The sequence below is a fragment of the Rhodospirillales bacterium genome (genome assembly GCA_028824295.1).
Classification (GTDB): domain Bacteria; phylum Pseudomonadota; class Alphaproteobacteria; order TMED109; family TMED109; genus VXPW01.
In genome coordinates, this window is sequence record JAPPED010000015.1 from 18819 (window position 1) to 44284 (window position 25466).

The following is a 25466-nucleotide window of genomic DNA, read 5'->3' on the forward strand; positions in this document are numbered from 1 at the left end:
GTGTCCCGGTTCCGGGGAACTCTCGGGCAGGCGCGGTGTGCGACGCGCGGGTTCGACCCCGGTCACGGTCACGCGGCCTAGGCTGCGGCCTGGCTCGGAGCCTCCACGACGCGGGTCCCGAAGTCGGCCGGCGAGACCACCTCCAGCACCTCGTAGTCGTCGGAGCACGCGATCTCGCGGTGCTTGATTCTCGGCGGCTGGAGGATGCTGTCCCCCTTCTCGAGCCGGCGCACGCCCAGTCCCTCGTACTCGAACTCGGCCCAGCCGTTCAGCACCAGCACGAACTGGAAGTCGCAGTCGTGAACGTGCCATTCCTGGACCTCATCCTCCATCCGCTTGCCGTTGGCCTTGATGATGTGCGCGATGTAGTCACCCTTGGTGCCGTTCTTGATGCCGAGGTCGCGGTAGTCGAAGATCTCGCGCAGACCGGGGGTCCACGCGGCGTCGCCCGCCTTGGCATGGACGAATTCCCATTGCTTAGCCATGTCCTGCCCTCACTTTCGCTGGATCAATGGAGCGCGGGGTGCCGATGATGGCATGAAGTGCGGGCGCCGTCTTGCCTACCACTCGCTGACAGGGTGATGCCGATCCGTCATTCCCCCGACTGACACATGTCGCGATGACATCGGACTACCAACTCTGCTCGACGCTTTGGACACACAGTTCCTTGATAAGCACGATCTCTTCTCTTCGCTCGCGCGCGATGGCATGGAATTCGTACTCCTGTTGGCCGCGGCACGATGCCACCGGTCCCCATATTCAGTTTGGTGCGAGACACTGGCGGTCGAGAGCTACCTGATTACGGGGCGCGAGGAAAACGACCGTCTTGCACTATCCGAAAACACAAATTAAAATCTATAGTCAGCAAGAAATCGTCAGGAACCGATTTTGATTCACAGATTTTCCGTAAACAACTTTCGGTCCATCCGAGAGAGCGTCGTGCTGGATTTCCGGATTCCCGGAACCACTCCGTCGGAGTCCTGTTTCCGTCAAAGCCGCTCGAAGCCTCGCACCCGGTTGCCGACGGTGGTGGTGCTGGTTGGCCCAAACGGTTCCGGTAAGACGGCACTTCTCCGGGCTCTTGCCGAAACCGTTCGATTTGTCGCGCATTCGTACGACCAGTCTCCGACAGGCTATTTCGCCGACTTCATCCCGTTCTTGTCGCCTGAGACGCGGGGAGCGCCGACGCGAGTGGAGGTAGAATTCGATGCCGAGTGGTTCGATTTCGGGAATGGTGAAGAAGCCAACCTATTCAGATACACGTTGGAACTCCGTCGGGATGCTTCGACGCTGGCGATCGCCGGTGTCGGCTACGAGGCTTTGCACGCTTTCCCGCAGGGTCGCCCAAGGCGTGTGCTCGAGCGGCGCGAGACCGGACCAGTTTATGTTGCGAAGGAAACTGGGATTCGACAACGCGATGATCGTCTTGCCGCCATTCCTGCAAGCGCATCCGCAATTTCGGCCTTGGGCAAAATGGGTGTGGGCCCGTTTCCATCGTTAGCTCAAGACGTCGGAAACCTGCAAACAAACATTTTCGGCCCTGATCCGGGACGCCCAGACACCTCAGCCGTGATCGACTTCTACCGCAATCATCAGGAACTGCGGGAGCGGGTTGCCGGCAAGCTGCAGCGTTTTGATCTGGGTATCGAGGACATGCAGGTTCAGCTTTTGCCGGACGGTAGATGGATCCTGCTTTTCCAGCATCAAGGCCTGGACTCACCGGTCATATTGGAGAATGAGTCCACCGGTACTCGGCACCTAGTACACGTGTTTCCGCAGTTGGACTATGTCCTACAGACCGGCCATGTGGCCGTCGTCGATGCACTGGACACTGAATTCCATACCGATTTGTCTGCCGAGGTTCTGAACTGGTTTCGCCGCGAGGAAACTAATCCCAAGGGTGCGCAACTGATTTGTTCGCTTCACAACGTCTCGGTACTCGATGATCTCGAAAAAGAAGAACTCTTCATTGTGGAAAAGGATTCCGACGGCTCCACCCGCGCCTACGGCGCCGCCGATGTACGTGGTCAGCGACGTGGCGGAAACCTACAGAGGCAATACCGTAGCGGCGTCTTGGGCGGGCTACCTGCATTTGGATAGCGCATGGCGCAGTACAAGGGTCTGCGTCCGCGCCGGCGACGCATCTTCATGGGTGTTGAAGGCGAGAGCGAACGATCACTCGTCCGGTGGTGGAAGCATTTGTGCGATGAGGCCGAAAGCCACGTGCATTTGGACGTAGTGGTTGGAGGTGGCGGAGATGGGCTGGCGATTGCTGAATTCGCGGTCAAGCGATACCGCCAGGTCGATTTGCGGCGGGCTTCATCGTCCTTGATGCGGACCGGGTTGAGGAAGATCGGCGCCGTGGCCGAGATCCGGCCACGGCGGTGCAGCCCTTCGACATCCAGTTGATTTACTTGCGGCCGAACCTGGAAGGCTTGCTGTTTCGACTATTCCCCGGCAATGAACGGCGACGGGTATCGGCAAGCCATGCAAACCGGCTGCTGCGGAGAAAGTGGCCTGGCTATTCCAAACCTGCCTCGGCGATGGAACTTCGCAGCCGTTTCACGCTGGATGACGTTAGGCGGGTTGGCGAGGTCGATGCAGAACTAGGGCAGTTATTGCAGGCTCTCGGTTTATTTGGCGCGGATCGGGAGCCATGAAGTGCGTGGCGGATGGCGCGAATGCGGGTCCGACTGGACCCAGACATCCGTTGGTGGCGCACCACGGACCAGCTGCTGTTTGCTGCTAGTGCTTCGGCCAGGAGTGGCAGGATTTCGCTGCACGGCTTCACCGTCTCGAGGTCGTCCGCAAGTAGTCCGCAACGGTTGACGACTCGCTGCGCTGCACGCATGTTGCAGCCTGCCGGTGTCCACCGGTGCCCCTTTCTGACGACCTGACTGCGCCCCCGGATTCCGGCTTGTCCGAGACGTTCTCTCCTGCGACGTACCGCAGCATGGCCAATGCGGTGCGTGCCCTCGCCATGGACGCGGTCGAACGGGCCGCCTCCGGGCACCCGGGCATGCCCATGGGCATGGCCGATGTCGCGACGGTGCTGTTCGCCCGGCACCTCCGGTTCGATCCCTCGTGCCCGGACTGGCCGGACCGTGACCGGTTCGTCCTGTCAGCGGGTCACGGCTCGATGCTGCTCTACGCGCTGCTGCACCTCACGGGTTATGCCGACTTCCCGCTCGAGCAGCTCAAGCGCTTCCGCCAGCTCGGCAGCCGCACGGCCGGCCATCCGGAGTACGGGCACGGCAAGGGCATCGAGACCACGACGGGCCCGCTCGGTCAGGGCCTGGCCAACGCGGTCGGCATGGCGCTCGCCGAGCGGATGCTGAACGCGCGCTTCGGCGACGATCTGGTCAATCACCGCACCTGGGTGATTGCCGGCGACGGTTGCATGATGGAGGGGATCAGCCATGAGGCGGCCAGCCTCGCCGGCCATCTGCGGCTCGGTCAGCTCACGGTCCTGCTGGATGACAACGGGATCTCGATCGACGGGCCGACCAGCCTCGCCATGTCCGACGACTACCCGGCCCGGTTTGCCGCGCTCGGCTGGCACACCCAGTCGGTCGACGGGCACGACATCGAGTCGGTCGACCGGGCATTGACCGCGGTGACCGAGGACCCGCGCCCCTCACTCATCTGCTGTCGGACGACCATCGGGCTGGGCGCTCCGACCAAGGCGGGAACCGCGAGCGCGCACGGGGCTCCGCTCGGCGCGGAGGAAATCTCCGGCGCCCGCGCCGCCCTCGATTGGCCGCACGATCCGTTCGAGATCCCCGCCGACATCGCGATGCACTGGCGGTCCACCGGCCGGCGCGGGCGGGAGGAGCGCTCGGCGTGGGAGGCCAGGCACGCCGCCGCCGGGGCTCCGGCGGCCGCGCTGAGCAGTGCACTCGCGGGCGAACTCCCGGAGGCACTGGGGACGGCGGTGGCCGGACTGGTCCGCAAGTTTTCGGAGACCGCGCCGACGTGGGCGACCCGGAAGGCCAGCCAGGAGGTGCTGAACGAGCTTGCGCAGGTGGTGCCCGACCTGGTGGGCGGTTCGGCCGATCTCACCGGGTCCAACAACACCCGTGCCTCCACGCAGGAGCCGGTCACGCCGGGACACTACGACGGCCGGTACCTCTACTGGGGGGTGCGCGAACTGGGCATGGCTGCCGCCATGAACGGTATTGCCCTGCACGGCGGGTTGATCCCGTACGGCGGCACCTTCCTCGTGTTTTCCGACTATGCGCGCTCGGCGATCCGCCTGGCCGCCCTCATGGGTATCCGGGTCATCCACGTCGCGACGCACGATTCGATCGGCCTCGGCGAGGACGGCCCCACCCACCAGCCGGTGGAGCACCTGGCCGCGCTCCGGGCGATTCCGAACCTCCTGGTGCTGCGGCCGGCCGACGCCGTGGAGACGGCTGAGTGCTGGCAGCTGGCCCTCGAGCACACGACCGGCCCGTCGATTATCGCGCTGACCCGGCAGGGGGTGCCGACGGTGCGGACGACCACCGGTCCGGACCGCACCGCCCGCCGCGGCGGCTACGTGTTGCGCGACGCGCCGGGTGCCGACGCGGCCCTGATCGCATCAGGCTCGGAAGTCGCCGTCGCCATGGCCGCGTCGGACCTCCTTGCTGGTGAGGGGATCTCCGCGCGGGTGGTATCGCTGCCCTGCTGGCAGCTGTTTGCCGCCCAGGACGAGGCGTATCGCGAACAGGTCCTCGGGGGTGATACGTTGCGGGTCGGCATCGAGGCGGCCACACGGTTCGGCTGGACCCGGTGGCTTGGCCATGACGGTGAATTCGTCGGGATGACCGGTTTCGGGGCGTCCGCGCCGGCCTCCGACCTGTTCCCGCATTTTGGCATCACGGCAGAAGCGGTTGCCGAGCGGGTGCGTGCGCGGCTCGGCCGCGGCTGAGGAGACAGAATTCAATGGCAGCACGACTGGCCATCAACGGCTTTGGCCGGATCGGCCGGCTGGTGTTCCGGGCCGTTCACGAATCGGGCCGGGATGATGTGGAGGTGGTCGCCGTGAACGACCTCGCCCCACCCGAGACGTCCGCCCATCTGTTGCAGTTCGATTCGGTCCACGGCCGCTTTCCGGGCACGGTCTCCCTTGACGGCGATCGGCTCGATGCCGGCGCTTCGAGTGTCGTCGTGCTGGCTGAACCCGATCCGCAGAAGCTCCCGTGGGGAGACCTGAACGTCGACGTGGTGCTCGAATGCACGGGCCGGCTTGCGGACCGCGACGGCGCGGCCCAGCACCTCGAGGCGGGGGCTGCCCGCGTGCTGGTGTCGGCCCCGGCCAAGGATGTCGACCGGACCGTGGTCGTGGGCGTCAACGATTCGATGCTGCAGGCGAGCGACCGCGTGGTGTCGAACGCGTCGTGCACGACCAACTGCCTCGCGCCGGTGGCCAAGGTGCTCCACCAGCTGGTCGGTCTTGACCGCGGCTACATGACGACCGTGCACGCGTACACGGCGGACCAGCGCCTGCAGGACACGATGCACGGCGACCTCCGCCGCGCCCGGGGGGCGGCGATGTCGCTGATCCCGACCTCGACGGGGGCGGCGCGGGCGATCGGACTGGTCCTGCCTGAACTTGCCGGACGGCTCGACGGCTGCGCCATCCGGGTACCGACCGCGAACGTGTCGCTCGTGGACCTGGTGTTCGACGCCGGTCGCGCGACCAGTGCAGACGAGATCAATGCCGCGATGGCCGCGGCGGCCGGCGGCGCGTTGCGGGGGGTCCTCGCGTACACCGAGGCGCCGTTGGTGTCGTGCGACTTCAATCACGTTCCCGCCAGCGCCACGTTCGACGCCACCCAGACCCAGGTAGTGGACGGGCGCCTGGTGCGCGTGCTGGCGTGGTACGACAACGAGTGGGGCTTTTCCAACCGGATGGCGGACACGGCCGCCCGCATGGCCGCATTTGGCGGGCAGGTCGGGTGAAGCTCCGGACCCTCGATTCGATTTCGTGGGAAGGGCAGCGGGCACTCGTTCGCTGCGATCTCAACATTGCCTTCCACCCGGACGGCACGCCCGCGGACGTGTCCCGGATGGAACGCCTCAGACCCACGATCGCCGAGCTCGTCGGACGGGGTGCCAAGGTGGTGCTGGCTTCGCATCTCGGCCGGCCCGGCGGCACGGTGGACCAAGATCTCTCGCTGACGCAGCTGGTGGAGCCGCTGGGTGAGACGCTCGGGGTGGAGGAAATCGCGCTCCTCGGCGACTGCGCCGGCGACACGATCGAGGCGATTACCCGGGACCTGCAACCCGGCGGGATCGCCCTCCTCGAAAATCTCCGGTTCCATCCCGGGGAGGAAGCCAACGATCCGGAGTTTGCCGCTGCCCTTGCGCGGCTGGGGGATGCCTACGTCAACGATGCGTTCTCCGTGGCCCACCGCGAGCATGCCTCCGTCATCGGGGTTCCCCGGCATCTCGACTCGGTTGCCGGTAGGGCGTTCGAGACCGAGGTGGACATGCTCGGGCGGGCACTCGATGCGGGTGACGGCAGCGTGATGGCGATCGTGGGCGGCTCCAAGGTGTCTTCCAAGATCGTCGCCCTGCGCAATCTCGTGGGCTGGGTCGACGCCCTCGCCGTGGGCGGCGCCATGGCCAACACGTTCCTCGCGGCGCAGGGTCTGGACCTCGGCAAGTCGCTGGTGGAGCCCGAGATGTTCGATGAGGCTCGGGCGATCATCGAGGCCGCGTCGCGATCGGGCTGCGAGCTGATGCTGCCCGTCGACGTGGTGGCGTCCGATGATGCCGCCGGGGAGCCGCAGGTCGTGCGCGCGGACCAGGTGCCGTCGGGGCAACAGGTCTACGACATCGGTCCTGAGACCTGCGACGCCTACGGCAACCGACTCACGACCGTGCAAACCCTGCTTTGGAGCGGTCCGCTCGGGCTTTACGAGGTGGCGCCGTTCGACCAGGGCACGGCGATCGTCGGTCGCACCGCGGCCATGCTGACCCGCGGCGGCGTTCTCACATCGGTCGCTGGTGGCGGGGACACTGCGGCGGCACTCAGCCGGCTGTCGCTGGGTGGTGGCTTCAGCTACGTCTCCGTGGCCGGCAGCGCTTTCCTGCGATGGGTCGAGGGCAGGAGCCTGCCCGGGCTTCTGCCGCTGGCTGCCTGACCTCGTCTCCTCGAGAAGGATTCTTGAGCATGCATGCAACGCCTGAAGTCAAACGCATTCTCAGTCACTACGAGGGGGAATCGCCGTCGCTGCTCGCAAACCTGGGCCGGATCCTCATGCACGGGGCGCTCGGCGGCACCGGCCGGGTCGTGATCCTGCCGGTTGACCAGGGTTTCGAGCACGGTCCCGGCCGGTCGTTCGCACCCAATCCGGACGGGTACGATCCGCACTACCACTACCAACTGGCGCTTGACGCCGGACTGAGCGCGTTCGCGGCGCCGCTCGGCCTCCTCCAGGCCGGCATCGACACGTTCGGCGGGCGCGTGCCCCTGATCCTGAAGCTGAACGGCGGCATGAGCTGGTCGACGGTCAAGGATCAGGCCGTGACGGCTTCCGTGCGCGACGCGGTGCGGCTCGGGTGCGCGGCGGTGGGGTTCACGATGTACCCCGGTGCCGAGGCCCAGTACGGAATGATGGAGGAGTTGCGCGAGATCATCCGCGAGGCGCGGGTGGCCGGGCTCCCGTCCGTTGTCTGGTCGTACCCGCGCGGCGGCGCGCTTGCCAGGGAGGACGAGACGGCACTCGACGTGACCGCCTACGCTGCGCATCTCGCAGCGCTGATGGGTGCCCACGTGATCAAGGTGAAGCCGCCGACGGCGCATCTGGCGCAGAAGGAGGCCGCGGCGGTCTACGCCGAGCACGGTGTGCCGGCCGGAACCCTGTCCGAGCGGGTCCGTCACGTGATGCAGGCCTCCTTTGACGGCCGGCGGATCGTCGTCTTTTCCGGCGGCTCGGCCAAGGGACAGGACGCCATCCTGGCAGAAGTGGGGGAGATCGCCCGCGGCGGCGGCCACGGCTCGATCATCGGCCGGAACAGCTTTCAACGGAAGAAGCCGGACGCTCTCGCGCTGCTGGGCGCGATTGTTGACATCTATCGGAGTGCATGCTGACGCATCCCGGGCCGGGCAGCGCGGAGCAGCGCTGCCGCCTGTACCTCGTCACGCCGTCGGTTTTTGATCTCGAGGCGTTCGTTCCGCGGTTCGAGGAAGCGCTCGCAGGCGGCCCGGTGGGCTGCGTGCAAGTGCGGATGAAGGAGGCGGACGACGCCGCGGTCGTGGCGGCGATGGCCGAACTCCTGCCCCGATGCCGCGAGCGCGGCGTACCGCTGGTGTTGAATGATCGGGCCCATCTCGTGGAGGTGACTGACGCCGACGGGTTGCACGTGGGCGCAGAGGATCTGCCCCCCGTGGCGGCGCGCGAGCGGATCGGGGCGGACCGGGTCCTGGGGGTCAGTTGCTACGATTCCAAGCATGCCGCGATGGAGGCGGCCGCCAGGGCCGATGCGGACTACGTGGCGTTCGGCGCGTTCTTCCCGACGGCGACCAAGACGCCGCGGGCGCGGCCCAACGTCTCGCTGCTTCGGGACTGGGACACCGCCACCGTTGTGCCGGCGGTTGCTATCGGCGGCATCACGCCGACGAATTGCGGACCTCTGGCCGAGGCCGGGGCGGCCTTCGTGGCCGTGATCTCAGCGGTATGGGAACACCCGGCCGGACCGGGCGCGGCCGTGGCCGCGTTCAACCGCGCGCTAGACGAGGCGGCAAGCCGGTCGGCTGTGCGGCAGCGGTAGCGACGGGGAAGCGCAGGCATTCCCCGAGGCCGTAAAGGAAACGGTCAGGCTTCGCGCGCTGCGCGCTTGCGCTGCAGCTTCCGCCAGCGGCGCACGGCTTCCGACTTTTCGCGGGCCCTTCGCTCGGAGGGTTTCTCGTAGGCCCTCCGCTTTTTCATTTCCCGGTACAGGCCCTCGCGCTGGAGCTTTTTCTTCAGCGCCTTCAGGGCCTGATCGACATTGTTATCTCGTACGACGACCTGCAATGGATGCTCTCTCTCGTGGACGCAATTGCTCGAATTCCCGTCGGGACGGTCGCTTTCTATAGCACAGGCGCGGATACCATGGGAAGGCGTGGAGCGTGGCACGAGGCCGGTGAGCGAGGGGGGGGCCGAGAAGAGGGAGGAATGCGGGCGCCCTCGGCCGTCGCTGCGATATCGTCGGCGCGTCGCGCGATCGTATCGGGCGAGGATTCCGCAAGATGACCAGCCGGCGCCTCCCGGTCACGTGGTCGTGCGCCCTGCGCCGGGGGCCGGGCGCCAGGGACGGTCTTGGCCCCGGCAGGACCTGCCGTGTCGCTTGGGGCTGCTGCCGAACGAATCAGATGACGGCGAGGGATTCGGTGGTTGCTCGCCGGACAGCGCCCAGGGGCACGGACTTCTCGAGGGTCACAAAACGGGCGCCGTGCGAGACGGCCAGAGCCAGCAGATAGACGTCCGTCAGCTGGCGCGGGACCAGCAGCTGATGGCGGTCGACGGCGTGATCGTCGAGCAGGCTGACGTCATCCGCCAGGAATCGGTGCCACGGGGTGGATACGGCGATTCGGAGCCGCATGACCGCCTCAGCCGCGCCCAGCACGTTGGGGTATCGCGGCTGAGAGAGGATCCGCACACAGCCATTCTGCGTGAGCGGGCACGAGGCCCATCCATGTTTGATATGCGCTTCCAACCACTCAGAGACCGTCTGGTGCTGGGCGTGGTTTTCGTCAAGCAAGGCTATCAGGACGTTGACGTCGAGCAGGGCCCGCATGGATCAGACTCCCAGCTCATCGCGCAGTTCATTGACGAGCTCGTTGGTGACGACCTCGCCCCCGGACGGAATGGGCTTGAAGCCGTAGACGTCTCGACGCGAATGCCTGGGGCCTGCGGAACCGGCCCGGGCCCGCAAGGCCTCGCGGAGCAGACCGGAGACGAATTCGCCGGTGGTCGTCTGCTCGCGTTTGGCCAATTCCTTGACGGCGTACAGGACATCGCCGTCGATGTTCAATGTGGTTCGCATGCCAGAGTTCTCGTGGCCATCCGGCACGACATGGTAATGCGACGGTCAACAGCATCCAACATCAAGCATCGGCCATCACCAGCGCCAATGTCCGAGGATGCGCTTCGTGGCTGGCGGGACGGCGCTGCGCATTCCGTCCCGCCTCGGTGGGCCCGACGGCCGCAGTGGCGGGATGCCGCTGTTGCGGCGATTCGGCCGAATGTCTCTGAAATCACGTGACCGTTTCTGGCTCGCCCCTATGGCTTGACATATACTTGACATTCTGATGCACAGCTTGGCTTGCACATGGTAACGCCGCTCCCCGCGCTCGGTCCCGCGGGCAGCCGTTGCCGATTTCCCACAGTCGATTCACCGGAACGCCACGCATGCGTGATGACGCCGGTTGGAGCACGACCTGGCGCGCTATAGGCGAGTTGTCCGCACGGTTCCGCTCGTTGTGGCGGGTTCCTGTATCTTCGCGTGGGCCGTCGGGCTACAGGGATTCATCCAGTCGCTGCCGACGGATCCGGCGATCGATTCCGACATCAAAGCCGTCATCGTGCTTACCGGAGGACAGGGTCGACTTGCCGCCGGGTTTCAGCTGCTGGAGGTCAATCCCGGAGCGCGCCTGCTCATATCCGGGGTCGGAGCGGGCGTACGCGCTGCCGACCTGGTCGTGCCGGAGGGCATCGAGTCCCGGGTGGATCTCGGCCGGACAGCCGCCAATACGGTGGGCAATGCCGTGGAAAGCCGGCAGTGGGCGAAGGAGCGTGGAATTGCTCGGGCCGTCCTCGTCACCAGCGATGTGCACCTACCGCGCAGCCTGCTGCTGTTTCGCTATCTGGCACCTGACATAGAGGTCGTTCCGTACCCGGTTGCGGGCTTGGGCGAAAATCCTCATGACCGGTCGCTCGCGTGGTACGCCGCCGCCGCGGTCGAGTATTCCAAGTCGATCGTCATGCGGATCATCCTGATGTTCGGCGGGCTGGACTACATCGCGGGCAGATCGTGATGGCGCCGGCGACAGCACGCCCGCGGTGGAACCGCGCCAAACAAACGCTATATGCTTGTGTTCATACACTTCCTGGGCGTGTGCACATCTCTAGCCGGGAACGTGGAGGTTCGCGGGCTGAGCACGTTCGGATCCATCGCTCGACGATGCCGTCAACAGTTGCAACATCATGACCGAGCCCACTGGCATCGAAGCTGAACCGAAGCGTGCCGAGGACGGAGCGGCTCCCGCCGATCCGGCCGTGCGCCGCTTCCGATTCTTCCGCGGGTTCCGGCGCATCTGGCATGGCCTGCATTTTGTCGGCGTGCTGGCTGCCGGGATTGCCGTCTTCATGGCTCTAGTCCGCGCCAAGGCGCCGCCGGAGATCCTGGACATGACCCTGCCGCCGCTGCCTGTCGCGGCGGCAACGGCCCAAGAGGGGGATCATCCGTCGACGATCATCGCCTACGGCGAGGTGGTCGCGCGGCGTTCAGCCGATGTCCGCGCCATCGTCGGGGGGGCCATTCTGCGGGTGTCGGACCAATTCGCGAACGGGGCGCCGGTGGTGGCGGGAGATGTCCTGATCGAACTGGACCCGTTTGAGTACGAGCGTCGGGTCGAGGAGACGGCCGCCGCGGTGCGGGAAGCAGAAGCACGACTGCACGAAAACCGGGAGAACAGCCGCCATCAATCGGATCTCGTGACCCTCGCGGAGGAACGACGGGACCTGACCCAGACGGAGTACGAGCGGCAGGTGGACCTTGCCGAACAGAACGTGAGCGCGAGGCGCACGCTGGAGGCGGCGCAGTCCAGGCTGGCGGCGGCCGAGGCGGAACTGACGCAGCGACGCCAGCAGGCCACCGCAGGTACGGCCAAGATCGCCCAGCAGGAAGCGGTGCTCGAACGCTTGCGCGCGGCCGAGGCGCGCAGTCGTCGGGCATTGAGCGACACCCAGATCCGCGCTGCTTTCGATGGCTATCTCGCCCAGGTGTCGGGTGACCTGGGCCAGCAGATCAAGGCTGGGGAACGCGTCGCCCGGCTGATCGACACGGCCGTGCTTGAAGTCCGGTTCTTCATTCCCGAACGACAGCTTGCCCGGCTGGTCGAGATCGCCGACCGCGGCATTGGCGCCATCTGCGTGGTGTCGTGGCGGACGGAGGCGGGCGTCCGAACGTATTCGGCTCGCGTGACCCGCATCGAGGGCGAAATCCAGTCCAACAGAGCCGGCGTCAACGTGTATGCCCGCATTTCCGATGCGGACCTGGACGCGGATCCGATCCGGCCGGGGGCCTTCGTTGAAGTCGAACTCTTCGAGGAGACCCACGTACGAACATTCCGGGTTCCGTCGGAGGCACTGCATCCGGGCCTCAGCCTGCTGGTCGCGAAGGACGGGATCGCGGTTTCCCGGGCGGTCACGGTGGTGGCCCGGGCGGGCAACATGGTGCTGCTACGCGGCGACCTGCTCCCGGGCGAGGCCGTGATCGTGACCCGCTCCGGCGAACTTCACCCCGGGGATGCGATCGCAATCGTCGCGGACGAGACGCTACGTGGACAATAGATCGAGGCTGGTCCCGCGCCGGGGCCTGATTGCCGCGTTCGCCCGCCACCCAACTGCGCCCAACATCCTGATGCTGATCCTGGTGGCGCTGGGCATCGCCTCGATGGATCGCCTCAATCGTCAGTTCTTCCCCGACTACTCGGTCGACTATGTGAACGTGGAGGTGGTCTGGCGGGGCGCCAGCGCCGATGAGGTCGAGCAGTCGGTGGTGGCCGCCATCGAACCGGAGGTTCGTTTCCTCGATTCGGTCAAACGTGTCACCTCCACTGCCCAGGAGGGTTACGGCGGGGTGCTTGTCGAGTTCCTGGAAGGCACCGACATGCAGAAAGCGCTCGCTGACGTGGAGACGGCCGTGGCCAGGGTCACGACGCTGCCCGAGACGACCGAGCGCCCGACCATCACGCGGATTGTTCCGTTTGAGCAGGTGGCGAGGATTCGTGTCGCCGGGCCGTACGAAGAGGCCCAACTGCGGAGCTACGCCAAGATCCTTCGCGACGGCCTGCTCGATGCCGGAGCTGACAAGGTCACCATCTCGGATCTTCGTTCACCGGAACTGGTGGTCGACGTTGAGCCGGCCGCGCTCCTCGCACTTGACCTTAGTCTGAACGACGTCGCCGACCGCATCGCTGCCCAATCGCGCGACATGCCTGGCGGCGATACCAGCGGCGCGACCGAGCTGCAGGTGCGCATGCTCGGCGAGCGCGCTACAGCGCGGGAGCTGGCGGCGCTCGAAATCGTGTCCGATTCGTCAGGCCGCACGTTCCGGGTCGACGACTTGGGGACGGTGTCCGATACGTTCGCCGAAGGCATGGCGAGCGGCCGGGCAGGTGGCCGCCTGGCGCTGTCTCTCCTCGTCAGCCGTTCGGAGACCAGCGACATCCTGGATATCTGGAAGGACATTCAGACGTATCTAAATGGCGATCTTGAGGGGCTGCCCGACAACCTTGAGTTGACGCTCTACCGGATCGAGGCCGATGGGGTGATGAGCCGGCTCAACATGCTGGTCCGGAACGGGCTGAGCGGCCTCGTGCTGGTCCTGATCATCCTGTTTGTCTTCCTGAGCCCCCGGACCGCGTTCTGGGTCGCCGTGGGAATCCCCACCGCCTTCGCAGCGACGCTGTTCGCGATGTACATCACCGGGCAATCCATCAACATGATCAGCATGTTCGCCATGATCATGATGCTGGGGATCGTGGTCGACGACGCGATCGTGGTCGCGGAGCACGGACAGATGCAGTGGGAGCGGGGCGTGCCGCCGCTCAACGCGTCGGTCATGGGTGCAAGCGCCATGCTCTGGCCGGTGGTTGCAGCTTCGGCCACCACCGCGTGCGCCTTCATGCCGGTGTTCTTCACGACTGGCCTCGTCGGCCAGATCGTCGGCGCGATCCCATTCGTGGTGATCGCGGTACTCGCGGCCAGCCTGTTCGAGTGCTTCCTGGTGCTGCCGGGCCACCTGCGTCACGCCTTCACGCAAAGGTCCGGCCGCCCCCGCGAGGCCAGGGGGTTCCGGCGGTGGTTCGATCGGGGCTTCGCGGCCTTGCGCGACGGGGTCTACCGACGCTTCGTTGCCTGGGCCCTGACTCGCCGCTACCTCATGGTGGCGGTCGTGGTGGCCTCGTTCCTCGCGGTTGGGGGCTTGCTGGCAGGGGGGAAGGTGAAGTTCGTCTTCTTCCCCCAGCTGGAGGCCAACGTCGCGGAAGTCACGTTCTGGTTCCCGGCCGGTACGCCGCGGAGCACCACGGTGGCCATGGTCGACGAGCTGGAACGCGCTGCCCACGTCATCGACGACGGCGAGTTCGTCGAGACCATCTACGGCTACGTCGGCCGGACACCGACGCCACGGTCCGGCCTCGCCGGTGACCATGTCGGCGGCATGACCCTGCAGCTGATTCCGATCGAGGACCGGAACATTCAGCTGCAGCAGGTCATGGACGCATGGCGGGCCGAGATCCGCCCCCTGCCGGGACTTGAGAACCTGGTGATCGCCCCGCCGCCGCGCGGCCCGCCGGGCAAGGAAATCGACATCCGCCTCTCCGGCGCCGGACCGGCAGCGTTGAAGGCGGCTGCGCTCGAGGTCCGGTCGGTGCTCGCCGGCTACGTCGGCGTGAACGACATTCGCGACAACCTTCCGTACGGCAAGCGTGAACTCGCACTCACCCTGACCCAGCGCGGCCGGGCGCTCGGGTTCACCACGGCCAGTGTCGCCCGCGAAGTACGGGGAGCGTTCGAAGGCATCATTGCGCAGCGGCTGGCGGCGGCGGACGAGGAGCTGGTGGTCCGGGTCCGGATGCGCCCGGACGCCATGGAAGCGCACGCGCTCGGGACCCTGTTTGTGCGGAGCCCGGCCGGGCTTCAGGTGCCGCTGTCCGAGGTCGTGGACATCACGGAACAGCAGGGTTTCTCGGTGTTCCGGCGCGAAAACGGCGTGCGCGAGGTCGCCATCACCGCCACCGTGGATTCGAGCCGCGCCAATGCGAACGAGGTGCTAATCCGGCTCGCGGATGGCCCTCTCGCCGCGGCGGTCGAGCCGCACGGCGCGCGCTGGCGGCTGGCGGGCCGGAGCGAGGAGCAGCAGGAAACCCTCCGCGAGATGCGGCTGGGGGCCGCCCTGGGCCTCCTCGCGATCTACCTGACGATCGCACTCGTGTTCGGGTCGTACACCCGTCCCATCATCGTCATGGTGGTGATCCCGTTCGCCACCGTGGGAGCGATTCTTGGGCACTGGGTGATGGGCTACGACCTCACGATCATCTCCCTGCTCGGCCTGCTCGGCCTCTCCGGCATCGTGGTCAACGGGTCGATCATCGTGGTCAATACCATCGACCGGCACGTGGGCGCGGGTGAAGACCTGCTGGAGGCGGTGGTCAACGGGAGCTGCGAGCGGTTCCGGGCGGTCATTCTGACCACGGCCTCCACGATCGGCGGTCTGGCGCCGCTGCTGCTGGAGACGAGCTTCCAGGCGCAGTTCATTCAGCCCATGGTGGTGACGATCATCTTCGGGCTCCTGGCGACGACGCCGCTGGTTCTGGTCATCGTGCCGAGCCTGTTCCTGGTCCAGAACGACGCCGGGAGGCTGATCCGGAGGCTGCTCAGCGCCGCCAGAATCCGGGAGCGAACATCACCAGCGCCGTGAGAAACTCGAGCCGGCCGAGGAGCATGCCGACCGACAGCGCCCACTTGGCGGCTTCCGGCAGGGGGGCGTAGGAACCGTCGGGCCCCACGATCGGCCCGAGCCCGGGGCCTACGATGGCGACTGCCGAGGCCGCGGCCGACAATGCCGTGAGACGGTCCAGGCCGAGGACCGAAAGGAATCCGGCCAGCACCGTGACGGTGATCAGGAACAGCGCAGCAATGCTCAGGACCGGACGAAGGTAGTCCTCGCTGATCGGCTTGCCGGCCAGCCGGGGCGTACTCACCAGTCGCGGCTGCGACACCTTCCGCAACTGCGCCGCGACCAGCGCCAGCATGACCTGGATCCGGAAGATCCGCAGACCGCCGGTGGTGCTCCCGCTGCACCCGCCGACGAACATGAGCAGGAACAGCAGGGCGGTCGTACCGCCCCCCCACCCGGAGAAATCCTCCGTCGCGTACCCTGTTCCGGTCAGGACCGAGATCACGTTGAAGGCCGAGCGGCGCAGGGCGTCGAACGGCCCGGTCCCGGTGCCCAGCCACAGCCAGAGCGTGACGACGCCGACCGCGGCGCCGACGACGGCGAAGAAGACCCCGACCTCCGGATTGCCGGCAAAGTGGCGCCAGTTGCCCTGCGCAATCTGGCGATAGCCGATGAACGGCAGCGACGCCGCCAACATGCCCAGGATGACGACGGTCTCGATCGCGGGACTGTGCCAGGCGCCCACGGATCCGTCCCGCGTGGAATAGCCGCCGGTCGCGATGGTCGTCATGGCATGGCAGAGGGCGTCGAACCAGTCCATTCCGGCGATGCGGAGCAGGACCACCCAGACCGCGGTGAGAATCAGGTAGATCCTGACCAGCACCAGCGCCAACCGTGCGTCACTCAGTTTCCGGCCGCCGCTCAGGTTGTACTGGTCGATGCGGATGACCTCCATGCCGCCGATTTCCCGGAACGGCAGCATGACCAGCGCCATCACCACGATGCCGAGGCCGCCGAACCATTGCAGCATGGCCCGCCAAAGGAGGACGCCCGGCGGCCGGTCCTCGAGACCGGTGAACACCGAGGCGCCAGTGGTGGTGAGCCCGGAAGCGGCCTCGAAGAACGCGTCGGTGTAGTTGATGCGCTGGTCGGCAAAGTAGAGCGGCAGCGCCGCCAGCACGATGGCGAGCAGCCACCAGAGCGTGATCAGCGCCAGGACCTGCCGCGGGTCATGGTTGCGGCCGAAGTCGCCGGCCAGCGTGCCGCTCCGGCAGGCGAGGGCCAGGGCCACGCCGACGAACGCGGTCGCGGCGCCGGTACCGGCGAAGGCCAGAGACGACGGTTCGCCGGCCAGCAGGTCGGCCGCCATGGGGATCAGCATCGCTGCCCCCACCGGGAGCATCAGGATCCCGGTCAGGTACAGAACCGGCCGGATTCGGAGCATTCGCTGTCCGGGGTCCTAGCGGGGTCCCCGATCGATCAGATACAGGAATTCGCGACGCGTGGAGGGATCGTCGCGGAAGGCTCCCGTCATGCGGCTGGTCACCATGACGGCGTTGCGTTTTTGGACGCCGCGCGTGGCCACGCAGAAGTGCTCTGCCTCGATCACCACGCCGACACCGCGTGGGCGCAGTTCCTCGGTGATCGTATCGGCGATCTGGGCCGTCATCTTTTCCTGGAGCTGCAGCCGCTTCGCGAACACGTCCACGAGGCGGGCGAGCTTGCTCAGCCCGACCACCCGGCGGTCCGGCAGGTAACCGACATGCGCGTTGCCGATGATCGGGGTGAGGTGGTGTTCGCAGTGCGATGAGAACGGGATCGACCGCAGGGCGACGATTTCGTCGTAGCCCTGGGTTTCCTCGAACGTTCGCCGCAGGACGGCGCCTGGATCCTTGGCATACCCGGCGAAGTGCTCGTCGTACGCGCGGATGACCCGGCCGGGCGTAGCGGCGAGTCCCTCGCGATCGGGATCTTCGCCGATCCAGCGGATCAGGGTGCGTACCGCCGCCTCGGCCTCCGCCCGCGACGGGCGTTCACTGTCCATTAGTGGAGCGTGCGCTGGGACCAGGGACTCTCGAGCGGGAACGCCGGGATCTCGACTTCAAACGTCTGGCCGTCCTCGCCCTGCATCGAGTACGTGCCGCTCATGATGCCCGACGGCTCGGACAACGGGGTGCCGGACGCGTATTCGAACGTCTCGCCGGGCGCCAGCACCGGCTGTTCGCCGACGACGCCCTCGCCCTTCACCTCGATCGCCTGGCCGCGACCGTCGACGATCCGCCAGTGGCGGGTCATGAGCTGGACCTTGCCGGCGCCGCGGTTCTCGATGCGGACCTGGTACGCCCACAAGTAGCGCTCTTCGTGCGGCACGGACTGCTCTTCGAGATAGAACGGGCGAACCCGGACCGTGATGCCGCAGCTTTCCTTCTGGTACCAGTGTCCCTCGTCGTCGTCCTCTTCGGGCTCGGCCACGTCAAACGGGTCTTCATTCATGATCAGCTCGCCGAACAGTTGGCGCCGCCAAGGACGCAGAACTGCGCACAAAAGGGGTGGTTGAGCGCCACGCTCTGGTGGGCGTCGGAGAGTTTGGTGCCCAGCTCCAGTGCCTCGTCGTAGGGTAGCAACGTGCACGGGACGACTGCAGGGGCGGGTGCCCCTTTTCGCCGCACGACCATGCGGGACGAGGCGCACATCATGGTATCGGGGTCCACGTCGAGAATCTGCCAGCAGGACTGCGTGATCTCCGGTACATCGCGGCGGCGGTCCATCACCGGAAACAGCACGAGGCGGGCCGGGTCGAAGGCATCGACGCCGAGATCGAGTTCCCGGAACAGTCTGGCGAAGCCGGTGCGCATGTCAGTTTCGGTTTCGTCTTCCAGGAGTCGACACGCAATGTCGGTGTGGAAGCCATGGTCGCGCAGCCAGCCGAGCCCCCGCATGGCCGGAGCCCACGACCGCGCGCCGCGGATGGCTTCGTGCCGTTCCGCGCGGTAATGGTCGAGGGAGACGCGAATGATCAGGCGGTCGCGCCCGGCAAGGTCAGCCAGGGCATCGGCCTGTTTCTCCATGGGGCGCATCGCGTTGGTCAGCAGCAGCACCTGAAACCCGCGATCGAGGCAGCTCCCCAGCATGCCGACCAGCTCCGGATTCATGAACGGCTCGCCGCCGGTGAAACCGATCTGCCGGGTCGCCAAACCGGTGGTTCGGATCTCGTCCAGATAGCCTTCAACTTCCTGCAGCGATAGATACTGCAGCCGGTCGTTGGTCGGGCTCGACTCGATGTAACAGCCTTGGCAGGCAAGGTTGCAGAGTGTCCCTGTGTTGAACCACAGCGTATCCAGCCTGCGCAGCTGGACCCATGCGCGCGGGCTTCCGTCGAGCGTGAAATCGGGGTCGACGTACTTGGCCGACTTCGCGTCGATCATCTGCAGATCGGTGGGGGCGCAGTCGTCCATGGGCAGTTCCGAGCATGGATTGCCCCGGGATCGGGCACCAGATCAAGATAGCGTAGGGGACTCCGGCATTCCACACCGGGAACCGGTTTTCCCCTGCGCACTGAGGGTGTTGCAGGCGCGTCCTGCGGGGCTTGCGGCGCGGGTCTTTGACCGTTGGCAGGGCTGCGGATACCTTCAACGCCAGCGTCGGATGGATGCTGTTGTTCGCGCGGGCGTAGTTCAGTGGTAGAACGTCAGCTTCCCAAGCTGAATGTCGCCGGTTCGATCCCGGCCGTCCGCTCCAGTGCCGTCTGACGGCATGGCACCTTTTCGGGTGACCGTATCGGGCCTACGCACGGTCCAGCGATCCCGCTTCGGCCGTCCCGGCCATGTGGTGTCCATTCTCGACCCCGGCAACCAGACTCCGGTGCCGCTCCGGCGCGGCAACGGCGGGCGGGTGACCCGAATGGCGTTCCACGACGCGGTGCGGCCGACCCGGGGCAAGCGGCTGCCGTCGGCCACGCACGTCCGCCGACTGATCCGACTTGGTCGGCGGCTGGCGGTCGCAGGCTGCCGGCACGTCCACGTGCACTGTTATCAGGGCGTCTCCCGATCCACGGCGGCCGCATTGATCGTGATGGCGGCGGGAAGCGGCGGAGGGCCTGCCGACGGCCTGCTGGATGAGCTGGACCGGATCCGCCCGAAGAACTGGCCGAATAGCCGGATGGTCGCGCTCGCCGACCGGCAGATGGGTTATCGTGGGGGGCTGACGGCCGCCCTGCGGGCACATCAGCGGCGCAAGGCGCACCGGGATCCGACGCTGGCGCGTTTGATCCGGTCGCATTCGTTCGGACACCGCCGCCATGAGGTCCCGGAAGGCGTGTAAGGCCGGCCGGCGAGCCTGTGCGGCGGGCCCGATGGGCGTGGCGAAGAAGGCGTGATGCAGAAAGCGGCAAGGGACGAGAGCATCAGCCCGTTGAGCGAACTCGACGAGCGCTCGCAGGAGATCTTCCGGCAGGTCGTCGAATCGTACCTCGAGGGCGGCGCTCCGGTGGGGTCGCAGACGGTGGCCAAGGAGCTGAACGGTACCCTGTCGCCCGCATCGATCCGCGCGGTCATGGCGGAACTGGAGGGCCTGGGGTTGCTCTACGCACCGCATGTCTCGGCGGGGCGGCTCCCGACCGAGCGCGGACTCCGGCTGTTCATCGACGGGTTTCTCAAGATCGGCGAGCTGCCGGTGTCCGACAGCAGCCGCATCGAGGCGCTCTGCGCCGGGGCCGGGCGCAACCTGCGGGAAGTGCTGCGCGAGGTCGGTGAAGGACTGTCGGGCCTGTCACAGTGCGCGTCGCTGGTGATTACCCCCACCCAGGAGCAGCGCGCGATCAAGCACATCGAATTCGTGCGGCTGGATCCCGGACGGGCGCTGGTGGTCATTGTGGATACCCACGATCTCGTGGAGAACCGTCTGATCGATCTGCCTCCCGGCCTGCCGGCGCATGCGCTGATCGAGGCCTCGAACTACCTCAATGACCGCTTTGCCGGACGTTCGCTCGAGGAAGCCAGCCGCGCGATCGAGGCGGACATGACCGTTGACCAGGCGGACCTTGACGCCGAGACCCAGAGGGTGATCGAGGCAGGGCTCGCAGTCCGTACTGCGGCCGACGGCGATCCGTCGCTCATCCTGACGGGTCGGGCCCGCACGCTGGAGGGAGTACAGGAACGTGCCGCCATGGAGCGGGTACGGCTGCTGTTCGAGGCGATCGAGCGTGGCCGTACGCTCCGCCGCCTGCTGGAATCGACCCTGGACGGGTCCGGCGTGCACGTGTTTATCGGGGCGGAGACCGAACTCTTTGCCCTGTCGGGATGTTCGATGATCGTCGCGCCGATTGTGCAGCACGACAGCGGCACCGGAACGCTGGGCGCCATCGGCGTCATCGGGCCCACCAGGCTCAACTACGCCCGCATCATCCCCATGGTGGACTACACGGCGCGCGCCGTCGGACGCTTGCTCGCCTGAACGATGAAGAACGGGACAGTGACGGGCCCGGGCACCGATTCAACCGCCCTCCTCCGAAGCGAACTGGAATCGGCCCGGCGCATCCTGATCTTCACTGGCGCCGGGATCAGCACCGAGTCGGGCATCCCGGACTTCCGCAGCCCGGGCGGCGTATGGGACCGCAATCAACCCATTCTCTTCGACGACTTCCTGCGTTCCGAGGCGATGCGGCGGGAAAGCTGGCGTCGGAAGCGCGAAACCGACCGGTCGATTGGGCAAGCCGCCCCCAACCGAGGGCACCGGGCGATCGCGGAACTGATGCGGCGGGATTCGGCGTCCATGGTCGTCACCCAGAACGTCGATGGCCTGCATCAGGTGTCCGGGGTGTCGGAGGAGCAGCTCGTGGAACTGCACGGCAATGCCACCTACGCCGCCTGCTGCGACTGCGGGCTGCGGCACGAACTGGAAGACATCTTTCGCGAGTTCGACCGTGACGAGACGTTGCCGACCTGCCGGGGTTGCGACAGCCCGTACGTCAAGAGCGCGACCATTTCGTTCGGGCAGCCCATGCCCGTCGAGGCGATGCGCCGGGCCGAGGCAGCGGCCCGAACGTGCGATCTCGCGATCGCGATCGGGTCCTCGCTGGTTGTCTACCCGGCGGCAGACGTTCCGCTGATGGCGAAGCAGCACGGCGCCCGCTACGCGATTCTCAACCGCGAGCCCACCCCGCAGGACAGCTACGCCGACCTGGTGGTCCACGGCGAAATCGGTGCCGTGCTAGGGGACGCCGTCGGCATCGACTGACTGAGGCTGGGCGTTGAGCCCCGCAACGTTGCAGTCGCGGCCTGGAACCAAGACGCTTCGCAGATTTCGGAACGAGATTCAACCGCCGCGCGGGATGCCGTGCTCGGCAAGGAACACGTGACGCGTTTGCGCGACCCGACCGTGAACAAGACGTGGGAAGTACCCGGATACTCCTCGCCTGCGCTCGTCCGAATGTTGGCGTCCTATCGGACCCGGCCAGCCCCTGCGGGTTGAGTTGACACCGGAGGGAGGGCGTGTAACGCGTGGATGGCGCCGCGGGAAACCGGTGTCGGGAGGGTTCGGAAATCCGGCCGTTCCTGAAACGCGACCAACCTCTGTTGCCGACCCCGATGCCGATCCGGTCCACTGTCACGCTGTCGCGCACGCCGGCGAAGCTCGCCCATCGCGCCGGACGGTTCCACCGACAGCGAGGCTTCCCGGCTTTGCGGTGGCAAGATCGGGAGCAGAGGGCACCGTCTGAAGAGAAGGGAAAGGGGGCGTCGCATGGCGTTTCTTGCACAGGTCGCGATCTTCCTCGCCGCCGCCGTGGTCGTCGTCCCGCTGGTGAGGCGGGCCGGGCTGGGTTCGGTCCTGGGCTATCTGCTGGCGGGCGTCATCGTCGGGCCATGGGTGCTGGACGTGGTCGTGGACGAAGAGGAGGTCCTTCACTTCGCGGAGTTCGGCGTCGTTCTGCTGCTCTTTGTCATTGGCCTCGAACTTCAGCCGTGCCGCCTTTGGGCGATGCGGCGGGCGGTGTTCGGGCTGGGCGGCGGACAGTTCCTGCTGACCGCCGCGGCACTCGGCGGCCTCGCCCTCGTGTTCGGACTACCGCCCGAGAGCGCCGTGGCTGCGGGACTCGCGTTGGCGCTTTCGTCGACGGCCTTCGCCTTGCAAGCGCTCGCGGAGCGCAATGAACTCACTACCCGCCACGGCCGGCTGTCGTTCTCGATCCTTCTGCTGCAGGACCTAGCTGTGATCCCGATCTTGGCCCTCCTGCCCCTGCTGGCGCCTGCGTCCGGCAGCGCCGACGGCGAGCTCCTCTGGCTCGGTATTGCCAAGGCGGTCGGAATGATTGCGCTCGTCGCTTTCGGCGGCCGTTACCTCCTGCGCTACGTCCTGCGCCTCGTGGCGCGGTTTGGCACGCATGAAGTGTTCACGGCCACGGCCCTCCTCACGGTCGCGGGCGTGGCCCTGCTGATGGAGCTCGTCGGCCTGTCAATGGCGCTCGGCGCGTTCCTGGCCGGCGTGCTGCTGGCCGATTCCCAGTACCGGCACGAGCTCGAAGCCGATATCGAGCCCTTCAAGGGGTTGTTTCTCGGCCTGTTCTTCATGGCCGTCGGCATGAGTGTCAACGTCGGGCTGGTGATCGAGACGCCGCTCATGGTGCTCGGTCTCACCCTCGGTCTGATCCTCGTGAAGATGCTTTGTCTGGTCGTCGTCGTGCGCGCCGGCACGCCGAACTGGCGGACGATCCGCGGAACGGCCGTAGCGCTCTCGCAGGGCGGCGAGTTCGCCTTCGTCATTCTCGCGCTCGCCGTGTCGTCCTCGCTGATGGATGAGCGCACGGCCGACCTGCTGATCGTCGCAGTGACGCTCTCGATGGCGGCGACGCCGCTCGCGCTCATGGCCGGCGACTGGCTGAACGGGCGTCTGGAGCGGCAGCCGGAGCCGGAGTACGAACGGCACTTCGAAGAGGAGAACCAGGTGATCATCGCCGGGTTCGGCCGGGTCGGCCAGATCGTGGGCCGTATCCTCCGGCTGCGGCGCATCGGCTTCACCGCGCTCGAGACCAGTGCCGAGCAGGTCGATTTCGTGCGCCGCTTCGGCAACAAGATCCACTACGGCGACGCGAGCCGGGTTGAGCTGCTGCGCGCCGCGAAGGCCGACGAGGCCGTACTCTTCGTCCTTGCGATCGAGGATGTCGAGCGCTCGCTCGCGACGGCGCGGGCGGTGCGCCGGCACTTCCCCCAGCTCACGGTCTTCGCCCGCGCGCGCAACCGCCAGCACGCCTATGCGTTGATGGACCTCGGCATTCACCGCATCGTCCGCGACACCTTCCATTCGAGCCTCGTGCTCGCCCGCGGCGCCCTGATGGAACTTGGCCTCGGCGACTTCGAAAGCCGGCACACCGTCGAGACCTTCCGGGACCACGACACTGCACGGCTGATTCATCAGCACCAGATCGCGCACGACACCGACCGCCTGATTGAAGAGGCGAAGCACTGGACACACGAGCTGGAAGAGATGTTCGCCGAGGACGAACGGGAGGCCGCAGGGGAACGGCCCTAGAGCTCATGGATCGACCTGCTCTCCCCTGAAGCCGTGGGTTACCTCCGCGGTCGAGACCGGGTTGGCAGTACCGCCCCAAGGAGGGCAGATCATGGGCAAGCGCCGCTTGCGGGCAATGCCAGGCTGACGGTTACGCGACGCCGCCCGGTCGGCGCAGCAAGCTCGCAAACGTATGGAATTCTTGCACTCTCAGCGATGTCCGGCGCCATGCCAGTCCGATCTGTCGCGACGCGGGCGCAGCGAGCCGGGAGAGCGAGATGTCTGCTCCCAGCGCGATCTTGGCGTCGACCGCGAGCCGGGGCACCAGGGTGACGCCGATGCCGGCCGCCACCATCTGCACCAGCGTGTGCAGGCTGCTGGCCTCGAACTGCGCCCGCGCCCTCCGATCGCCTAGCCGGCAGGCATCGAGCGCGTGGCCGCGCAGACAGTGGCCCTCCTCCAGCAGCAGAAGCCGTTCGCCGGCAAGCGCATCGAGCGACACCTCGCGTGCACCGGCAAGCGCGTGGGCGCGGTCACAGGCGAACAGGAACTCGTCCTCGAGGATGACCTCGGTGGTGAGGTCGCCCACATCGTAGGGCAATGCGATCAGTGCCACGTCCAGCTCCCCGTCCTCCAACCGGGCGAGCAGCGGGGCGGTCTGCTCCTCCCTGAGGTAGAGCGTCAACTCCGGGAATCTCTCGCGCAGCGCCGGCAGGACGCGCGGAAGGTAGAACGGGCCGATCGTCGGAATCACCCCTAGGCGCATTTCCCCCGTCATCGGCGAGTGACCGGCTCTTGCCATCTCCATGACCTCTTCGGCGTCGCGCAACAGCGCCTTTGCCCGCTCGGCAATTTGCATGCCGACACGGGTGATCAGCACGCGCCGGTTCGAGCGCTCCGCGACGGCTGTGCCCAGCACCGATTCGAGATCGCGAATGCCCGCGCTGAGCGTCGACTGGGTAACGTGACAGCGCTCGGATGCGCGGCCGAAATGTCGGGTGTCCGCCAGCGCCGCGAGATATTCGAGCTGCTTCATCGTGGGCAGGCGCTTCACCCGGCGCCCCCGGGATAGAGTATTCGTAACATACGATCATTGTAATAAGTATTCATCGTTATGCACGAAGTCAGGTAGCTGCTAGGCTCATCCATGCCGTCGTACCGGATGTCGTCAGACGGAGTGCCTTGGCCGTGGATTCACGCAACGCAGTCCGAGTCGGTGAGAAGGTCCGCCACGCAGTTGCGGCTTCGTTCCCACACCCGCTGGCCCATGACTGACAGGGTCGACGGCGGACACGAGGCGCACC

At 66.6% G+C, this 25466-nt stretch carries 23 protein-coding genes and 1 tRNA gene; 15 read left to right on the forward strand and 9 right to left on the reverse strand.

Annotated features, from left to right (window positions below; genetic code table 11):
* Window positions 1–77: 77 nt before the first annotated feature.
* Window positions 78–485 carry a cupin domain-containing protein gene (locus tag OXH60_06555; GenBank protein MDE0711779.1) on the reverse strand — a complete coding sequence of 136 codons (408 nt, stop codon included), beginning with the start codon at window positions 483–485 and terminating at the stop codon, window positions 78–80.
* A 454-nt stretch (window positions 486–939) separates the two neighbouring features.
* Here OXH60_06555 and OXH60_06560 point away from each other — a divergent pair, with 454 nt between their 5' ends.
* The 7 genes from OXH60_06560 (at window position 940) to thiE (ending at window position 8763) form a co-directional block, all read left to right on the forward strand.
* Entirely contained in the window at window positions 940–2100 is a 1161-nt protein-coding gene (locus tag OXH60_06560; protein MDE0711780.1) for an ATP-binding protein, read from the forward strand.
* Window positions 2101–2384: 284 nt separating this feature from the next.
* Window positions 2385–2660: a hypothetical protein gene (locus tag OXH60_06565; protein ID MDE0711781.1), complete on the forward strand. Its 276-nt coding sequence runs from the start codon at window positions 2385–2387 to the stop codon at window positions 2658–2660.
* Between the two features lie 257 nt (window positions 2661–2917).
* Window positions 2918–4912 (forward strand): transketolase, encoded by a 1995-nt coding sequence (tkt, locus tag OXH60_06570; protein MDE0711782.1) that lies wholly within the window; start codon window positions 2918–2920, stop codon window positions 4910–4912.
* Window positions 4913–4926: 14 nt separating this feature from the next.
* The gene (gene gap, locus OXH60_06575) at window positions 4927–5946 is read left to right on the forward strand and encodes a type I glyceraldehyde-3-phosphate dehydrogenase (protein ID MDE0711783.1); all 1020 of its coding nucleotides are present in this window, start codon (window positions 4927–4929) and stop codon (window positions 5944–5946) included.
* Window positions 5943–7133: a phosphoglycerate kinase gene (locus OXH60_06580; GenBank protein MDE0711784.1), complete on the forward strand. Its 1191-nt coding sequence runs from the start codon at window positions 5943–5945 to the stop codon at window positions 7131–7133. The genes gap and OXH60_06580 overlap by 4 nt, the downstream gene beginning before the upstream one ends.
* A 29-nt stretch (window positions 7134–7162) precedes the next feature.
* Window positions 7163–8083 (forward strand): class I fructose-bisphosphate aldolase, encoded by a 921-nt coding sequence (locus OXH60_06585; protein ID MDE0711785.1) that lies wholly within the window; start codon window positions 7163–7165, stop codon window positions 8081–8083.
* Window positions 8077–8763, forward strand: a complete 687-nt coding sequence (gene thiE / locus OXH60_06590; protein ID MDE0711786.1) for a thiamine phosphate synthase — start codon at window positions 8077–8079, stop codon at window positions 8761–8763. Before OXH60_06585 ends, thiE begins: the two co-directional genes overlap by 7 nt.
* 44 nt (window positions 8764–8807) lie before the next feature.
* Here the strand turns inward: thiE and rpsU are convergent, their stop codons facing one another.
* The 3 genes from rpsU to OXH60_06605 all read right to left on the reverse strand — a co-directional run bounded on the left by rpsU (window position 8808) and on the right by OXH60_06605 (window position 10020).
* Window positions 8808–9008: a 30S ribosomal protein S21 gene (gene rpsU, locus OXH60_06595; GenBank protein MDE0711787.1), complete on the reverse strand. Its 201-nt coding sequence runs from the start codon at window positions 9006–9008 to the stop codon at window positions 8808–8810.
* Window positions 9009–9342: 334 nt separating this feature from the next.
* Window positions 9343–9771, reverse strand: a complete 429-nt coding sequence (locus OXH60_06600) for a hypothetical protein (protein ID MDE0711788.1) — start codon at window positions 9769–9771, stop codon at window positions 9343–9345.
* Window positions 9772–9774: 3 nt separating this feature from the next.
* Complete coding sequence (locus OXH60_06605; protein ID MDE0711789.1) at window positions 9775–10020, reverse strand: hypothetical protein; 246 nt, start codon at window positions 10018–10020, stop codon at window positions 9775–9777.
* Window positions 10021–10456: 436 nt separating this feature from the next.
* On the opposite strand from OXH60_06605, the gene OXH60_06610 reads away from it, so the two are divergent.
* The 3 genes from OXH60_06610 (at window position 10457) to OXH60_06620 (ending at window position 15681) form a co-directional block, all read left to right on the forward strand.
* The gene (locus OXH60_06610) at window positions 10457–11011 is read left to right on the forward strand and encodes a YdcF family protein (protein ID MDE0711790.1); all 555 of its coding nucleotides are present in this window, start codon (window positions 10457–10459) and stop codon (window positions 11009–11011) included.
* A gap of 169 nt (window positions 11012–11180) precedes the next feature.
* The gene (locus OXH60_06615; protein MDE0711791.1) at window positions 11181–12548 is read left to right on the forward strand and encodes an efflux RND transporter periplasmic adaptor subunit; all 1368 of its coding nucleotides are present in this window, start codon (window positions 11181–11183) and stop codon (window positions 12546–12548) included.
* Window positions 12538–15681 carry an efflux RND transporter permease subunit gene (locus OXH60_06620; protein MDE0711792.1) on the forward strand — a complete coding sequence of 1048 codons (3144 nt, stop codon included), beginning with the start codon at window positions 12538–12540 and terminating at the stop codon, window positions 15679–15681. Before OXH60_06615 ends, OXH60_06620 begins: the two co-directional genes overlap by 11 nt.
* Here the strand turns inward: OXH60_06620 and OXH60_06625 are convergent.
* From OXH60_06625 to OXH60_06640, 4 genes are read right to left on the reverse strand one after another with little or no spacing between them, the layout of a single operon-like run.
* Complete coding sequence (locus OXH60_06625; protein ID MDE0711793.1) at window positions 15638–17104, reverse strand: TrkH family potassium uptake protein; 1467 nt, start codon at window positions 17102–17104, stop codon at window positions 15638–15640. The two genes, OXH60_06620 and OXH60_06625, sit on opposite strands and share 44 nt — an antisense overlap.
* Before the next feature lie 15 nt (window positions 17105–17119).
* Entirely contained in the window at window positions 17120–17704 is a 585-nt protein-coding gene (gene folE, locus OXH60_06630) for a GTP cyclohydrolase I FolE (GenBank protein ID MDE0711794.1), read from the reverse strand.
* Window positions 17704–18153: a Co2+/Mg2+ efflux protein ApaG gene (gene apaG / locus OXH60_06635; GenBank protein MDE0711795.1), complete on the reverse strand. Its 450-nt coding sequence runs from the start codon at window positions 18151–18153 to the stop codon at window positions 17704–17706. Before apaG ends, folE begins: the two co-directional genes overlap by 1 nt.
* A gap of 2 nt (window positions 18154–18155) precedes the next feature.
* Window positions 18156–19115, reverse strand: a complete 960-nt coding sequence (locus OXH60_06640; GenBank protein MDE0711796.1) for a radical SAM protein — start codon at window positions 19113–19115, stop codon at window positions 18156–18158.
* A gap of 208 nt (window positions 19116–19323) precedes the next feature.
* On the opposite strand from OXH60_06640, the gene OXH60_06645 reads away from it, so the two are divergent.
* From OXH60_06645 to OXH60_06665, 5 genes are all read left to right on the forward strand, one after another.
* Window positions 19324–19398 (forward strand) — tRNA-Gly (locus tag OXH60_06645).
* A 15-nt stretch (window positions 19399–19413) separates the two neighbouring features.
* Window positions 19414–19980 carry a hypothetical protein gene (locus OXH60_06650; protein ID MDE0711797.1) on the forward strand — a complete coding sequence of 189 codons (567 nt, stop codon included), beginning with the start codon at window positions 19414–19416 and terminating at the stop codon, window positions 19978–19980.
* Between the two features lie 54 nt (window positions 19981–20034).
* Window positions 20035–21111 (forward strand): heat-inducible transcriptional repressor HrcA, encoded by a 1077-nt coding sequence (gene hrcA / locus OXH60_06655; protein ID MDE0711798.1) that lies wholly within the window; start codon window positions 20035–20037, stop codon window positions 21109–21111.
* A 3-nt stretch (window positions 21112–21114) separates the two neighbouring features.
* A complete protein-coding gene (locus OXH60_06660; protein MDE0711799.1) occupies window positions 21115–21894 on the forward strand; it encodes a Sir2 family NAD-dependent protein deacetylase in 780 nt (259 codons plus the stop codon).
* A gap of 504 nt (window positions 21895–22398) precedes the next feature.
* A complete protein-coding gene (locus tag OXH60_06665) occupies window positions 22399–24183 on the forward strand; it encodes a monovalent cation:proton antiporter-2 (CPA2) family protein (protein MDE0711800.1) in 1785 nt (594 codons plus the stop codon).
* 130 nt (window positions 24184–24313) lie between these two features.
* Here OXH60_06665 and OXH60_06670 read toward each other — a convergent pair whose 3' ends face one another.
* Window positions 24314–25216 carry a hydrogen peroxide-inducible genes activator gene (locus tag OXH60_06670; protein ID MDE0711801.1) on the reverse strand — a complete coding sequence of 301 codons (903 nt, stop codon included), beginning with the start codon at window positions 25214–25216 and terminating at the stop codon, window positions 24314–24316.
* Between the last annotated feature and the right edge of the window lie 250 nt (window positions 25217–25466).